Origin of the sequence: Acidovorax sp. ACV01 (genome assembly GCF_014851495.1) — a bacterium.
Taxonomy (GTDB): Bacteria; Pseudomonadota; Gammaproteobacteria; order Burkholderiales; family Burkholderiaceae_C; genus Acidovorax; species Acidovorax radicis.
Genome location: NZ_JACUZT010000002.1, coordinates 509,525 through 524,051, shown reverse-complemented (window position 1 = coordinate 524,051; position 14,527 = coordinate 509,525). Strand labels below are relative to the sequence as shown.

At 66.1% G+C, this 14,527-nt stretch carries 11 protein-coding genes; 6 read left to right on the top strand and 5 right to left on the bottom strand.

Translation table 11 applies throughout. From position 1 onward, the window contains the following. Positions 1 to 175: 175 nt before the first annotated feature. Positions 176 to 715 carry a hypothetical protein gene (locus tag IB243_RS06930; RefSeq protein WP_192425922.1) on the top strand — a complete coding sequence of 180 codons (540 nt, stop codon included), beginning with the start codon at positions 176 to 178 and terminating at the stop codon, positions 713 to 715. Between the two features lie 15 nt (positions 716 to 730). Then, the gene (locus tag IB243_RS06925) at positions 731 to 2,047 is read left to right on the top strand and encodes a tol-pal system YbgF family protein (RefSeq protein ID WP_192425920.1); all 1,317 of its coding nucleotides are present in this window, start codon (positions 731 to 733) and stop codon (positions 2,045 to 2,047) included. A gap of 990 nt (positions 2,048 to 3,037) precedes the next feature. On the opposite strand, the gene IB243_RS06920 is transcribed toward IB243_RS06925, so the two are convergent. After that, positions 3,038 to 4,504: a rhomboid family intramembrane serine protease gene (locus IB243_RS06920; protein WP_192425918.1), complete on the bottom strand. Its 1,467-nt coding sequence runs from the start codon at positions 4,502 to 4,504 to the stop codon at positions 3,038 to 3,040. A 236-nt stretch (positions 4,505 to 4,740) separates the two neighbouring features. Between IB243_RS06920 and IB243_RS06915 the strand changes: the two genes are divergently transcribed. Beyond that, a complete protein-coding gene (locus IB243_RS06915; RefSeq protein ID WP_192425916.1) occupies positions 4,741 to 6,858 on the top strand; it encodes a catalase in 2,118 nt (705 codons plus the stop codon). A 42-nt stretch (positions 6,859 to 6,900) separates the two neighbouring features. Continuing rightward, positions 6,901 to 7,509: a hypothetical protein gene (locus tag IB243_RS06910; protein ID WP_057226678.1), complete on the top strand. Its 609-nt coding sequence runs from the start codon at positions 6,901 to 6,903 to the stop codon at positions 7,507 to 7,509. A 187-nt stretch (positions 7,510 to 7,696) separates the two neighbouring features. On the opposite strand, the gene IB243_RS06905 is transcribed toward IB243_RS06910, so the two are convergent. Both IB243_RS06905 and argH read right to left on the bottom strand, forming a co-directional pair. Further along, the gene (locus IB243_RS06905) at positions 7,697 to 8,689 is read right to left on the bottom strand and encodes a Bug family tripartite tricarboxylate transporter substrate binding protein (protein WP_010463607.1); all 993 of its coding nucleotides are present in this window, start codon (positions 8,687 to 8,689) and stop codon (positions 7,697 to 7,699) included. A gap of 105 nt (positions 8,690 to 8,794) precedes the next feature. Then, complete coding sequence (argH, locus tag IB243_RS06900) at positions 8,795 to 10,285, bottom strand: argininosuccinate lyase (protein ID WP_192425914.1); 1,491 nt, start codon at positions 10,283 to 10,285, stop codon at positions 8,795 to 8,797. Positions 10,286 to 10,336: 51 nt separating this feature from the next. Between argH and IB243_RS06895 the strand changes: the two genes are divergently transcribed. Then, entirely contained in the window at positions 10,337 to 11,638 is a 1,302-nt protein-coding gene (locus IB243_RS06895; RefSeq protein WP_192425912.1) for a sensor histidine kinase, read from the top strand. After that, positions 11,619 to 12,377: a LytTR family DNA-binding domain-containing protein gene (locus tag IB243_RS06890; protein ID WP_010463601.1), complete on the top strand. Its 759-nt coding sequence runs from the start codon at positions 11,619 to 11,621 to the stop codon at positions 12,375 to 12,377. The genes IB243_RS06895 and IB243_RS06890 overlap by 20 nt, the downstream gene beginning before the upstream one ends. Before the next feature lie 72 nt (positions 12,378 to 12,449). Here IB243_RS06890 and IB243_RS06885 read toward each other — a convergent pair whose 3' ends face one another. Together IB243_RS06885 and IB243_RS06880 are read right to left on the bottom strand one after the other, a co-directional pair. After that, complete coding sequence (locus IB243_RS06885) at positions 12,450 to 13,283, bottom strand: ZIP family metal transporter (RefSeq protein WP_057226670.1); 834 nt, start codon at positions 13,281 to 13,283, stop codon at positions 12,450 to 12,452. A gap of 129 nt (positions 13,284 to 13,412) precedes the next feature. Beyond that, positions 13,413 to 14,309, bottom strand: coding sequence for a dienelactone hydrolase family protein (locus tag IB243_RS06880; protein ID WP_192425910.1), 897 nt, complete (start codon positions 14,307 to 14,309; stop codon positions 13,413 to 13,415). Positions 14,310 to 14,527: the final 218 nt, after the last annotated feature.

Sequence of the window (14,527 nt, the reverse complement as noted above, 5' to 3'; positions counted from 1 at the left end):
TCCCTCTATCCGACTCGACCGCGAGGGTAGCCGATATGCCGTGGGCCGCCCCGTCCTGCGATGACACGGAAGGTAACAACTCGTTCGCAGACTCCGCGCCAGCAGCAGCCTACGCCCAGCCCGCACAAACCCATCGGTATACTGCGCCGCAAAATAAAGCGGGAGAGAGGGAATCGTGAAAAAAATCGCATTGCTGGCGGCTCTGTGCGTGGGCGCCTGGTATTACTTTGTCGGCGGGCGCACATTGGACGAAAAAATGGTGCGCGCCTACTACGACCAGAGCGCGCACGCTCTCTACAAGCGAGACGCTGAGCTGATGTGCAAACAGCTCAGCAGCAAGGCCATCATCCAGGACGAGACGGTGATGAACGGCCAGACGCAGCGCAGCACACTCAACCACGACCAGCAGTGCGAGGCCTTCAAGGCCAGCATGCAGATGTTCGAGCAGATCGGTGACCGCATGGGCGGCATCCTGACGGTCGAGTTCGAATTCCACATCGACAGCATCGAGATCGAACCGGGCCGCAAAAGCGCCAAGGTCAAAGGCACCAGCCTGCTGAAGATGGGGGAAACCGTCATGCAGTTCAGCTCCACGTTCAACGAACAACTCGTGCGCGAAATGGGGCAGATGAAGCTCCTGCGCTCCGACCAGCGCACCGTGGTGCGCATGGCGGGGGGACGCGGCATGTCGCAATCCGACTTCTTCTCCAAATAGGACCGGAGCCCCCACATGCAGCGCGAAACCGCGACCGCGCCCCGTCCGTTCTGGCACCGGCTCAACACCTTCTTTGCGTTTCCGCTGCAACCCAAGCCGCTGATGTACGGCGTGCTGCTGGCACTCTCCAGCCTGCTGTTCAAGCTGATTTTCTTTGTGCCCGACGCCCTGGGCATCCTGATCGTGGAGATCGGCATCCTGCTGGCCGCATCGCGCTACGGCTTCAAGGTCACAGCCCTGGGCTCGCGCGGCATCTACAAGGCCGAGGACTACCCCTCCGAGCTGGACCCGGACTGGAAGAACCTGCCCTGGAAGCTGTTCGCCATCCTGATCGTGCAAGCCATCGCCGTGGGCTGGCTGCAGCGCCTGAACCCCCTGCTGGGCACGCTGGCCTGGCTGGCCATGTGCTTCTTGCTGCCCGCCACGCAGATTGTGCTGGTACAGACCTGCAGCTTTACCGAAACCCTGAACCCCGCCAACGCCTGGAACGCCGTGCGCACCATTGGCTGGCCCTACCTGCTGCTGTGCCTGTTTCTCTTCCTGCTGAGCCAGGGCACCTTCATCGCGCTGGGCATGCTCGTGCCCATCTTCAAGGGCTGGATCCTGCTGCCCATCGTCAACTGGCTGCTCATCTACTTCAGCTGGGTCATGGCCAGCCTGCTGGGCTACGCCATGTACCAGAACCACGCGGCTTTTGGCATTGACCTGCTGCCCGGCGCGGGCCTGGACGAAGACGGCGCCCCCGTGGACCGCCGAAGCCCCCGCCAGATCGAGCAAGACGCCACCGACGCGCAAGTGGCCGAGCTGATCACCGCCGGGGACATGGTGGGCGCCCTGGGTGTGGCCTACGAAGACCAGCGCACCCGCAGCGACGAAGTGCCCGCACAGCGCCGCTACCACGGTGTGCTGATACTGGCCGAAGGCAAAACCGCCACCCTGCTCGACCATGCCCAGCGCTACATCCCGCTGCTGCTGCGTTCGGGCCAGGGCGGCGAAGCGCTCAAGGTCTTTCAAACCTGCCGTGCCAAGGACGCCCAGTTTGCGCTGCAGGATGCCAACGCCACCCTCCACCTGGCGAAAACCGCCTGGAATGCGAACAACGCCAAAGACGCGCTGGCCTTGCTGCAGGGCTTTGACCGCCGCTTCAAAAACCACGACAGCGTGCCCGCCGCCTACGAACTGGTCGCCCGCGTGCTGCTGCAAGGCATGAACCGCGCCGACATGGCCCTGCGCGTGCTGGCCACGCTGGAGTCCCGCCACCCGGACACGGACGCCACGCGGGAAACGCGGTGGCTGCTGCGCAACCATGTGCCGCAGGCGGCGGGGGGTTGAAGAATTTTTGAGGATCTAGCGCTTTCTGGATAAGCGTCGGTAGCTATGGTATTGATAGCGATTGCCGGATGATCTGAACCGTTCGGGCTGAGCCCGTCGAAGCCGGGACACGCAACCCAACCGTTCGAGTTGAGCTTGTCGAAGCCGGGGCACGCTCGCTCGCTGATCTGTGCGGCGTGCCTGGTTTGAGGGCGGAGGCCGGGATGTGCGCCCGGCGGCGCAGTAACTTTCTCTTGGGTCGCCAAGAGAAAGTCACCAAAGAGAAGGCGACCCTACACGCTGCGTCCCTTCGCTTCGCTACGGGCAACCTGCGGTGCTCAGTTTTGGCGGGGTCTCGCTAAACTCGCGCCGCTTCGCGTCACTCAAACAGACGCGAGCCCTGATCCGCCAAAACCTCCGCTCCTCGGCGCATCCTGAAGGGAACCCACCGGGATCGGACATCCACACGGGCCATTGCTGCGCTCGGCCCCACCTCGCGGGCGCAAGCGCCACGCGCTGCGCAGGCGCGGCCGAGCGAAGCAAAGGCCCGTGTGGCCGTTCGGCTGTTGGATGTTCGGCTGTCCACCCCCTGCTGGCTGCGCCTGCGGCGGGGCGGTTGCGGGGTGGCATGGGCGTCGGAGCGCCCATGCTTCGTGCTCTAGCTCGCCGTGGTTGTCCGAGCGGCGCGCGCAGCGCAAAGCGAGTTCCACGGCGCACCCCGCAACCGCCCCGACGCAGGTTTGCCCCGTAGCGAAGCGCAGGGGTCGCAGACTGGGGGTCGCCTTTCTTTTGGGTACTTTTCTTTGGCGAAGCAAAGAACAAGTACCTCGGCCGCCGGGCCGAGACCCGGCTCCCGTCCTCCACACAAACACGCCACCAAACCAGCGCACACGCCCTGGCTTCGACAAGCTCAGCCCGAACGGATGGAAGGCAATCATTCACTATAAAAACAATAGCTTCCAGCGCTTTCCAGATAAGCGCTAGAACCCAAATCAACCAAAAATCACCGCCTCACCCCAGCCCCCGCAACGCCGCACTCCCCGGCGCCAGTTGCTGCAACAACGGCCCCCACGCCACCGCCTCCCCGCGCCGCCCCGCATGGCACAAGGCCGACACCAGCATGCCCAGTGTCTCGCCCAGCTCCGGGTGCGTGGGGGCGGTCTTGTGCAAGGCGTTGAACAGCTTTTCCGCATCGCCCCACTGCTGCGCGCGGGCAAAGCGGCGTGAGAGGCGGGCCATGTCGTCCGGCTGCAACCGGGCACCGGGCTTGGCTTTCTCAAAATACGTGCGGTAGCAGGCATGCTGAAACTGCAGCGTGTGCTCGTCATGGGCGTGCAGGCCGAAGATGCGGCGCGCGGCGCGGTGGAAGTCTTCGCCCTCGGGCCACAGCGATGCCGTTTTGAACCAGGCGCTGAGCACCGTCTGGTCTTGTGGGCGCAGCTTGGCGGCGGCACGCCACTGGGCGAGGGCCTGCTCGAACTTCATGCCCTTCGCCAGGCGCTGGGCGTTGGCCACATGGGTGTCAAAACCGTCGTCGGGCGCGGCGTCCTGCGTCACCGGCACTTCCAGCGGTTTCTTGCGCAGCAGCATGGCCAGCGCCATCAGCGACGCACCGGTCAGCAACCCGCCCAGGTGGGCCATGTAGGCCACACCCTTTCCGCTGAGCCAGTGCTGCAGCAACTCGTTGGCAATCCACGCGGGCAGCAACAGCAACGCAGGCGCGGTCACATAGTTGAAGTAGAAAAACAGCTGGTAGAAGAACCGCACGCGCCGCAGCCGGTACAGCACGGCGTACATGCCCATGAGGGCCGACACGGCACCCGAGGCACCCAGGCCATAGCTGCCCATGCCTGCATAGGCCCAGCCCGCCAGCAGCGAGCCGCCCACGCCACCCAGCAGGTAAAACGCCAGGTACCAGCCCCTGCCCAGTGCCAGCTCGACCGAAAAGCCGAACAGAAACAAAAACACCATGTTGCCGATGAGGTGCCCGGTGCTGCCATGCAAAAACGTGGCCGTGAGCCAGGTGACGGGGCGCAGCTCCGCGTCTTTTTCAAAGCCCTGCGCCCATTGGCGGGTGAAGGGGACAGGCAACCGGGCTTCGTACTGGGTGCGTGCGGCCTTCCAGTCGGCGTACTGCGGATCTTCGGGCGGCACAAAACGCGGGCTTTTCAGGCGCTGCTGAAAGCCGTCTTCCTGCTCCATCCAGCGCAGCAGCATGCGGTGGTCGCCCGCCTTTTGCAGGGCGCGGGCGTCTTTGAGGTGCTTGTCGCCGGTTTCCTCCAGCCAGGCCACAAAACGCGGGACTTCCACAGCGGGCAAAGGGCTGGCCACATAGAAGGCGGCAGCCCGGTCCTGCGCCTTTTCCTCCGACCGCTGCGGGCCCCAGAACACGAGCATGTTCACCAGGATCAGCACCACCGTCATCCAAGGCGGGTTGCGCCAGGTGGGCCGGCTTTCGAGGGGGATGGCGTAGAACATCGATCAGTCTGGCAAGGGCAAAGGAGCGGGTCGCGCCGCAAGGCAACGGGTGTGGAGGGCCCTGGTGGGGAGGGTGCAAGCGTAGCAAACACCGGGCGGCTTCAGAGCACAGGCAGCAGGCCATTGCCTGACGACGACGACGCGCGGATGGGGCTGCGTCCTACTCCCCGCAAGGCACGGGGGTCCAACGATGTTGGCTGGTCTTGTTTCATTACCCAGAACCCCCAGGAGCGCCCATGGCCCGAACCCCCACTTCGCGCGGCGCGGCAAAAAAATCGCCGTCCGCACTGCCCTCTTCCACCCAGTCCGACACCTTTCGCGGCAACGCAGGCGAGCTGCAGCAACAGGCTGGTGGCAAGCACCCGGTGCTGACCACGCAGCAGGGCATTCCGGTGGCGGACAACCAGAACTCCCTGCGCCCTTCGCCACGCGGCCCCGCGCTGCTGGAAGACTTCATCCTGCGCGAGAAGATCACGCACTTTGACCACGAGCGCATCCCGGAGCGCATCGTGCATGCACGCGGCTCGGCAGCCCACGGTTTTTTTGAACTCACGCATTCGCTCAAGGACCACACCACCGCCAAGGTGCTGACGGAAGTGGGCGTGCAGACGCCTGTGTTCACGCGCTTTTCGACCGTGGCAGGCGGCGCGGGATCGGTGGACACGCCGCGCGATGTGCGCGGCTTTGCCGTGAAGCTCTACACGACCGAAGGCAACTGGGATCTGGTGGGCAACAACATCCCGGTGTTCTTCATCCAGGACGCGATGAAGTTTCCTGACCTGGTGCACGCCGTGAAGATGGAGCCCGACCGCGCGTTCCCCCAGGCGGCCAGCGCACACGACACCTTCTGGGATTTCGTCTCGCTGATGCCCGAAACCATGCACATGGTCATGTGGGCCATGAGCGACCGCACCATCCCGCGCAGCCTGCGCATGATGGAAGGCTTTGGCGTGCACAGTTTCCGGCTCCTGAATGCAGCGGGCGACAGCACCTTCGTGAAGTTCCACTGGCGCCCCAAGCTGGGCATCCAGTCCACGGTGTGGGACGAAGCCGTGAAGCTGCAGGCGGCGGACAACGACTTCCACCGGCGCGACCTGTTCGAAGCCATCGAGGGGGGCGATTTCCCGGAATGGGAGCTGTCGGTGCAACTGTTCACCGAGGAGGACTCCGAGCGCTTCCCCTTCGACCACCTGGACCCCACCAAGCTGATTCCCGAAGAACTGGTGCCCCTGCAGCCCATCGGCCGCATGGTGCTCAACCGCTGGCCCGACAACTTCTTTGCCGAAACCGAGCAGGTGGCGTTTTGCCCCGCCAACGTGCCACCGGGCATCGACTTCAGCAACGACCCGCTGCTGCAGGGCCGCCTGTTCTCGTACCTGGACACGCAGCTGTCGCGCCTGGGCGGGCCCAACTTCACGCAGATCCCGATCAATGCGCCCAAGTGCCCGTTCCACAACATGCAGCGCGACGGCCACATGCAGATGCAGGTGCCCAAGGGCCGCGTTGCCTACGAGCCCAGCAGCCTGCAGGGTGACACACCGCGTGCATCCCAAGCACAAGGGTTCCGCCATTTCGCGCAGGCCGATGATGGTGCGAAGGGCCGTGTGCGCCCCGAGAGTTTTGCCGACCACTACAGCCAGGCGCGCATGTTCTTTCGCAGCCAGAGCCCGCTGGAGCAGGCGCACATGGCGTCGGCGCTGGTGTTTGAGCTGTCCAAGGTGGGCACGCCGCATGTGCGCGAGGCGGTGGTCGGCCACCTGCAGCATGTAGACCCCGAACTGGCCCAGCGTGTGGCCGACGGCCTGGGCATGCAGGCGCTGCCCCCCGCCCCGCCCGCCGCCGAGCCGGTGCAGGACCTCCCCCCCTCGCCCGCGCTGCGCATCATCGACCGCATGAAGCCCACGCTACAGGGGCGCTGCATTGGCATCCTGGTGGCCGATGGCTCCAACGGCAACACGGTGGCCAACCTGCGCAAGGCCGTGGAGAAGGCCGGAGGCACGGTGAAGATCGTGGCCCCCAGGGTGGGCGGAGCGGTGCTGAAAGACGGCACCCTGCTGCCCGCCGACGGCCAGCTGCAAGGCACGCCATCGGTCGTGTTTGACGCCGTGGCCTCGGTGCTGTCGCCCGAGATGGGCGCACAGCTGGCCAAGGAGGCCGCCGCCGTGGACTGGTTCCGCGACGCGTTCGGCCACCTCAAGGCGATTGCCGCCTGCAAGGGCACGCAGGCCATCCTGCAAGCCGGTGGCATCGAGCCCGACGCGGGCGTGGTGGACCCCGCCGACGCGCAGGGCTTCATCGCCGCCGCACAGACCCGACAGTGGGAGCGCGAACCCAAGGTCCGCACCCTCGCATGACGCACCCACCCCGTTCCCAACCCCACCACCCAAGGAGAAACCATGCCCAAAGCCCACTATGACAGCCACCAGCTCGATGATCTTGTGCTCCAGATGATGGAAACCGAACTCGGCGGCGAGCAGGTGTACCGCACTGCGCTCACCTGTGCGGTGAACCCCGATCTCAAGAAGGAGTGGGAAGGCTATCTGGAAGAAACCCTGACCCACCAGGATGTGGTGCGCAGCCTGTGCGACACCCTGGGCCTGGACCCGGATGCGCAGTCGCCCAGCCGGGCGGTGGTCAAGCACATCGGCGAATCCCTGGTCAAGGCCATGTTGCTGGCCAAACAGGGAGGCAACCCCGCCGCCGCCCAATTGGTGGCCTGCGAATGCGTGGTGCACGCCGAGACCAAGGACCACGCCAACTGGGAGTTGCTGGGCAAGGTCGCCGAGGTCGCCACGGGCGACGTGGGCCAGACGTTGAAGGCAGCCCACCAGGCGGTGGAGAAAGACGAGGACCACCACCTGTACCACACCAAGGGCTGGTGCCGCGAGCTGGCCATCGAGGCGCTGGGCCTGCCTGCGGTGCTGCCCCCGCCCGAAGAGGTCAAGAATGTGGAAACCGCGATTGGCGCGTCGCGCGCCGAGCAGCAGCGCGAGACCATGCTCTGACCGCAGCAGTGCCGGGAGGCCCATGGTGCATCCCCGGCATTTGCTACAAATAAAATAGCTGCCTGCGCTTTACTGATAAGCGCTGGCGGCCATTTTTACTTGAACTCGTGAAAATCGAAGGTTTGCAGGGGCCGAAGGACACAGCGGCATTCGCCCGCATGGCCACGCAGGCCGGTCCCCGGACTAACTACTGCGCCACAAAACCACTGGTCTTGATGATCCGCGTCCAGGCGTCGGTGTAGGCGGTCTGGCGGGTGGCCAGTTGCTGCGGTGTCATGTAGCCCACCGTGAGGCCCATGGCCGTCAGGTGCTCACGCACCTCGGGCATGGCCACCACCTTGGACAGGGCAATCGAAAACTCGGTGATGAACTTCTGCGGCGTGCCGGTGGGGGCGTAGATGCCGTAATACGGCAGGTCTTCAAAGCCCTTGAGGCCCATTTCGTCAAATGTGGGCACATCGGGCATGGCGGCCTGGCGCTTGGTGCCCAGCACGCCCACCACGCGCACCTTGCCCGCCTTGTGGTTCTCGATGAAATCCTGCACCGACGCCACACCCGCGCCGATCTGGTTGCCCAGCATGTCGGCCATCATGGGCGCGCTGCCCCGGTAGGGGGCGGACACCAGATCGATCTGGTACTTCTGCCCGATCAGCTTGACCAGGAATTCGGGGGTGGAGGCCGGTGCCGGGATGCCCACGGCCCCCTTGCCCTGGCCCGCCGTCCGCACCCAGTTGACGTAGTCGCCGAACGACTTGGCTGGCGTGCCGCCCGAGACGGCAAACGCATTCACGAAAGTGGCAAAACCGCCCACGGGCACGAAGTCGCGCACAGGGTCGTAGCCGGGGTTCTTCACCACCTGGGGAAGGATGGAGATGGTGTGGTCGTGCGTGATGAACAGCGTGGTGCCATCGGGCACCGAGGCCTTGAGCGCCTGGGCCGCGATCTGTCCCCCCGCACCGGGCCGGTTTTCCACCACCACCGGCACGCCCAGTTCGTCCTTGAGCTTCTCGGACAAGGTGCGCGCAATGGCGTCCGAGCCGCCGCCCGGCGGAAAGCCCACCAGCAGGCGGATGGGCTTGTGCGTCTGCGCAGCCGCGAGCCCCACCGTGAGCGCTGCCCCCAGAAAGGCGCTGGTGCGCAGAAGTCGGGACAGCAGGCTGCGGCGGGTCGTCGTCGTCATGGAAGAACTCCGGTTTATTCAAATCGGGCCGTTGCGGGGCGCATTCGTACACCAAGCACGGTTCAGGCCAGCAGCCGCCGCGCCACAGGGGAATGTCGCCGCCCTTCAGGCCAGCCGCGTGCGATGGCGTGCCAGCTGGGCACGCACCTGCACGGGCGCGGTGCCGCCCAGCGTGTTGCGCGCGTTGAGCGAGCCGCGCAGGCTCAGGCACTCGTACACATCCTTCTCGATCTGCGGGTGGAAGCCCTGCAGCACGGCCAGCGGCAACTCCGACAGGTCACACGCATGGGTGGTGGCCGCCTTCACGGCGTGGGCCACGGTTTCGTGCGCATCGCGGAAAGGCAGGCCCTTCTTGACCAGGTAGTCGGCCAGGTCCGTGGCGGTGGCATAGCCCTTGAGTGCGGCCTGCTCCATGGCCGGCGCGTTGACGGTGATGCCGCCTTCTTTTTTGCCCGTGGCGGGGTTCAACTGGCCGCCGACCATCTCGGCAAAGATGCGCAGCGTGTCCTTGAGCGTATCCACGGTATCGAACAACGGCTCCTTGTCTTCCTGGTTGTCCTTGTTGTAGGCCAGGGGCTGGCCCTTCATCAGCGTGATGAGGCCCATCAGGTGGCCGACCACGCGGCCGGTCTTGCCGCGCGCGAGTTCGGGCACGTCGGGGTTCTTCTTCTGCGGCATGATCGAGCTGCCGGTGGTGAAGCGGTCGGCGATCTTGATGAAGCCGAAGTTCTGGCTCATCCAGATGATGAGTTCTTCAGAGAGGCGGCTCACGTGCACCATGCACAGGCTGGCGGCGGCGGTGAATTCGATGGCGAAGTCGCGGTCGCTCACGGCGTCCAGGCTGTTCTGGCAGACCATGGGCAAGCCGTTGGCATCGACCATGCCCAACGTCCTGGCCACGCGCTCGCGGTCCAGCGGGTAGGTGGTGCCGGCCAGGGCCGCGCTGCCCAGCGGCAGCACGTTGGTGCGGCGGCGCACATCGGCCATGCGGTCGGCGTCGCGCGCAAACATTTCCACATAGGCCAGCATGTGGTGGCCGAAGCTCACCGGCTGGGCCACCTGCAGGTGGGTGAAGCCGGGCAGGATCACCTCGACGTTCTGCTCGGCCACATCCACCAGCGACACCTGCAGCTCCTTGAGCAGGTCGGCGATCAGGTCGATTTCGCCGCGCAGCCACAGGCGCACGTCGGTGGCCACCTGGTCGTTGCGGCTGCGGCCGGTGTGCAGGCGCTTGCCGGCGTCGCCCACCAGCTGCGTCAGGCGCGCCTCGATGTTCAGGTGCACGTCTTCCAGGTCGAGCTTCCATTCGAACGCGCCGGACTCGATCTCTTGCGTGATCTGCGCCATGCCGCGCTGGATGGAAGCGTGGTCTTCAGCGCCGATGATGCCCTGCGCCGCCAGCATCTCGGCGTGCGCCAGGCTGCCCGCAATGTCAGCCTGCCACAGGCGCTTGTCGAAGAACACGCTGGAGGTGTAGCGCTTGACCAGGTCGCTCATGGGCTCGGAAAACAGCGCCGACCAGGCCTGTGCCTTGGTGTCGAGCTGGTTGTGGGACGGCGCAGACGGCGTGGCGCTGGTGGCTTGGGCTTTGGACATAGGAGGGCAATAATCCGGAGGTTCAGACACCCGGACAACCCGGGCGCCGCAATGCAAAACACGCAAATTTTATCGACCCAGCCACCGCTGCCGGATTCTGCCCTTCCAGAAGGGCCTGCGCGCAGCGTGCGGGCCGCCGCTGGCGCAGGGCCGGGCGGCCAGCCGCCGCGCGGTCGGGCGCTGGTGTTCGATGCCTGCCAGGTCGGCGTGGTGCTGCGGGCCGTGCTGTTCGTGGAGCTGGTGGTGGGTGTGGGCGCGATGTTCGGGGCAGGCAACCCCGTGGCATGGCTGGCCACCCTGGCGCTGCTGACAGGCGGTGCGCTGCCCGCCACGCTGCTGTGGCTGGTCACGGCCTGCAGCCTCAAGACCGTGCTGCAGCGCCTGACCACCGTGCAGCAATACGTGGCGGGTGTGCTGCTGGGCGCACTGGCGGGGGCCTATGCCTGCGGCATGCTGGCGCTGGTCGCGCAGCCCGCATCACCGCCCTGGCTTGCCAGCGCCGCCACGGGCGCATTGCTGGCCGCCATGCTGGTGGCCGCGCTGGTGCTGCGCGCACGGGGCCGCACGCCCGCAGCCACCACGGCACGCCTGACCGAGCTGCAATCGCGCATCCGCCCCCACTTTTTGTTCAATACCCTCAACAGCGCCATTGCCCTGGTGCGTGAAGAACCGGCCAAGGCCGAATCGCTGCTGGAAGACCTTTCCGACCTGTTCCGCGTGGCCCTCATCGAGCAGGGCGAGTCGACCACACTGGCAGAAGAAATCACGCTCGCGCGCCGCTACCTGGGCATCGAAGAGGTGCGCTTTGGCAAACGCCTGCAGGTGCAGTGGAATCTGGACCCCCGCACCGACAGCGCCCGCCTGCCCCCGCTGCTGCTGCAGCCGCTGGTGGAAAACGCCGTCAAACATGGCGTGGAACCCAGCCCGCGCGGCGGCAAGCTGCGTGTGCTGACCGAGCTGCGCGGCAACCGTGTGGTGGTGCGCATCACCAACACGCTGCCCCCCAAGGAGGGCAAGAACGGCAACGGACATGGCGAAGACACGGCGCCCCGGGGCCACGGCATTGCGCTGGCCAACGTGCGGGCGCGGCTGGCGTTGCTGCACGACGTGCAGGGCGAATTCACAGCCGGCATGCAGGACGGCCTGTACCAGGTGCGCATCACCCTGCCCGCCCCCGAACCCCAGCCCCGCGCCCGCGGTGGGCGCAGCACATCACCATCCACCCGCCGCAATGTCGGCAGCCCCGGCAGCCGCAACGGCAGCCGCGTGGCGCCGTTCCAGCGCCGCATGGCGGACAACACCGACGACAACAACAACAGCCCCTTGAGAGACCATGAACATCCTGATCGTTGACGACGAAGCCCTGGCCCGCAGCCGCCTGCGCACCCTGCTGGCCGATTGCGCCCAGGCACAGCCTGCCCAGCGCATGACAGTGGCCGAGGCCGCCAATGCCGGTGAAACCATGGCCCTGCTCGGGCCCACGGGCGGGCGGGGTTTTGATCTGGTGCTGCTCGACATCCACATGCCCGGCCAGGACGGCCTGGCCCTGGCCCACACGCTGCAGACCCTGCCCCAGCCCCCGGCCGTGGTGTTTGTGACGGCCCACGCCGACCATGCCGTGAGCGCGTTCGAACTGGATGCCACCGACTACCTGACCAAGCCCGTGCGCCGCGAACGCCTGCAGCAGGCACTGGCCAAGGTGCAGCGCAGCACCCGCCCCCCCGCGCCCACCCAGGCACCCAGCGTGCCCGAGGGCGAAACCCTGCTGATCCAGGACCGGGGCCGCACCGAGCGCCTGCCCCTGGCCGAGGTGCTGTACTTCAAGGCCGAGCAGAAGTACGTGACCGTGCGCACCGCCACCCGCAGCTACATCATGGACGGCTCGCTCAGCGAGATCGAGACCAAGTTCGCCCCCCGCTTCCTGCGCATCCACCGCAACGCGCTGGTAGCCCGCCGCGCCGTGCGGGCGCTGGAAAAACACTACGACCCCGAGGAAGGCGAAGGCTGGGCCGTGCGGCTGCAGGGATCGACCGAGCTGCTGGCGGTGTCGCGGCGGCAGGTGGCGGCCGTGCGGGAAGAACTGGCGCGCTAGATATCTGAGGTATTTTTTGGCCTCCAGCGCTTATCCATCAAGCACTGGCAGCTATCGAACCGGTAGCACGCTTCAGTGCCCGTGCGCCGCCCCGCTCACCAGCGTCACGATGACCATGCCCGCTACCAGCCAGGCAATCTGTGCAATGGTTTCACGCGCCGTCAGGCGCTTTTGCAGCTGAGGGATCAGGTCGGCCAGCGCCACATAGACAAAGCTGCTAGACGCCACGGCCAGGAAGTAAGGCAGCAGGTCTTGCAGCTGCCCCACCAGGAAGTAGCCCACCACGCCGCCCAGCGCCGTCACCGCACCCGCCAGCGACACCTTGACCAGCGCCATGCGCCGGTTGGGGCTGGTCTGGCGCAGCACCACCAGGTCGCCCATGTGGTGCGGCACCTCGTGCGCCAGCACCGACACGGCAGCGATCACGCCCAGGCGGATGTCGGCCATGAAGGCCGAGGCGATCAGGATGCCATCGCCAAAACAATGCACGCTGTCGCCGGTGAGCACGGCCCAGCCCCCTGCGCGGGGGGCATGGTGGTGGTGCGCATGGCCATGGCCTTCGTGGGAATGCGCATGGCCGTGGTCATGGTCGTGCCTGGCGGGTTCGGGGTGGCTGTGCTCATGCCCGTGGTGCCACAGCTCCGCCTTGTCGAGCAAAAAGAAAAACACCACGCCCACCAGCAAGGTGGCAAACAGGTCGTGCGCACCCGCCTGGCTCTCGAACGCCTCGGGCAGCAGGTGCATGAAGGCCGTGGCCAGCAGGGCGCCCGCCGCCAGGCTCAGCAGGTGCTGGGGCCCCACGCTGTCGGCACGCCCGCCCAGCCCCAGCCGCATCAGCAGTGCGGCCAGCCAGACGCTGCCAATGCCCGCAGCCAGCGTGGCCAGGATGATTGCTACCAAAGTCATAGCTTCTTACGCTTTATAGATAAGCCCTAGGGCCTATTTTCGTTCAAATCCCACGCCCCGGACGCGAGATTAAAAAAGCCGCCCCCCGAGGGGGGCGGCTGCAGGTGCCAGTGACTCCCTGTGTCTGGCCTAGACCACGCCGTGCGTCTTGAACCAGGCCAGCGCCCGCTTCCACCCATCTTCGGCGGCTTCCTTGCGGTAGCTGGGCCGGTAGTCGGCATGGAAGGCATGGGGGGCGTCGGGGTACACCACAAATTCCGATGCCTTGGCCTGCGGCGAGCCACTGGCCAGGGCAGCTTTCATCTTATCAACCGTGTCAAGGGGGATGCCGGTGTCTTTTTCACCATACAGGCCCAGCACGGGGGCCTTGAGGATGGGGGCGATGTCCACAGGGTGCTTGGGCGTCAGCTCGCTGGCCTGCCCCACCAGTCGGCCATACCAGGCCACGCCCGCCTTCACCGGGCCATGCGCCGCATACAGCCAGGTGATGCGCCCGCCCCAGCAAAAGCCGGTGATGCCAATGCGCGCGGCATCGCCACCATTGGCGGCGGCCCACTGCACCGCGCCGTCCAGGTCGGCCATGACCTGGGCGTCAGGCACCTTGGAGACGACTTCAGCCATGAGCTTGGCAATGTCGGTGTATTGCGTGGCATCGCCCTGGCGCGCGTACAGCTGCGGCGCGATGGCCAGGTAACCCGCCTTGGCAAAGCGGCGGCAGGTGTCGGCAATGTATTCGTGCACGCCAAAGATCTCCTGGATCACCAGCACCACGGGCAGGCCGGTCTTGCCCGCAGGTGCTGCCCGGTAGGCGGGCGCCTTGAAGCCATTGACCGTAAAGCTCACTTCGCCGGCGGTGAGGCCATCGCTGGGGGTGGCGATGGCCGTCTGCGCCATGATGGGCGCGGCCGCCGCTGCATAGCCCAGGCCCAACGCGGTCTGCAAGGCAGTGCGGCGGGTGGCGCCCGCGTCGGTCGTGCGGCCAGGCACCAGGGCGCGGGCATCGGAATCGAGGTCTTCAGTGAGCATCGGTTTCTCCAGGGTGAAAAGGACGGAACCGCAGTCTAGGGGTTTTGAGGGACTGCCGCATTTGCGGGTACCGCAAACCGGATGGCACTGCTAGACTTTCTGCGAACCTGTTCAAGGTCTGACCGATCCGCCCGAAGTTTGCACCTGCATGGTGCAAACTGGAGAGGCCGCTGCAGCCCCAAGAAAGACTTGCGACCGCCAACCTGGGACCCCACAAC

Excerpts from the sequence above, each read along its gene's own strand:
- argH (WP_192425914.1), bottom strand. The coding sequence starts at position 10,285 with ATGTCCAAAGCCCAAGCCACCAGCGCCACGCCGTCTGCGCCGTCCCAC.
- IB243_RS06910 (WP_057226678.1), top strand. The coding sequence starts at position 6,901 with ATGCCCAAAGCCCACTATGACAGCCACCAGCTCGATGATCTTGTGCTC.
- IB243_RS06925 (WP_192425920.1), top strand. The coding sequence starts at position 731 with ATGCAGCGCGAAACCGCGACCGCGCCCCGTCCGTTCTGGCACCGGCTC.
- IB243_RS06885 (WP_057226670.1), bottom strand. The coding sequence starts at position 13,283 with ATGACTTTGGTAGCAATCATCCTGGCCACGCTGGCTGCGGGCATTGGC.
- IB243_RS06895 (WP_192425912.1), top strand. The coding sequence starts at position 10,337 with ATGCAAAACACGCAAATTTTATCGACCCAGCCACCGCTGCCGGATTCT.
- IB243_RS06880 (WP_192425910.1), bottom strand. The coding sequence starts at position 14,309 with ATGCTCACTGAAGACCTCGATTCCGATGCCCGCGCCCTGGTGCCTGGC.
- IB243_RS06920 (WP_192425918.1), bottom strand. The coding sequence starts at position 4,504 with ATGTTCTACGCCATCCCCCTCGAAAGCCGGCCCACCTGGCGCAACCCG.
- IB243_RS06915 (WP_192425916.1), top strand. The coding sequence starts at position 4,741 with ATGGCCCGAACCCCCACTTCGCGCGGCGCGGCAAAAAAATCGCCGTCC.
- IB243_RS06905 (WP_010463607.1), bottom strand. The coding sequence starts at position 8,689 with ATGACGACGACGACCCGCCGCAGCCTGCTGTCCCGACTTCTGCGCACC.
- IB243_RS06890 (WP_010463601.1), top strand. The coding sequence starts at position 11,619 with ATGAACATCCTGATCGTTGACGACGAAGCCCTGGCCCGCAGCCGCCTG.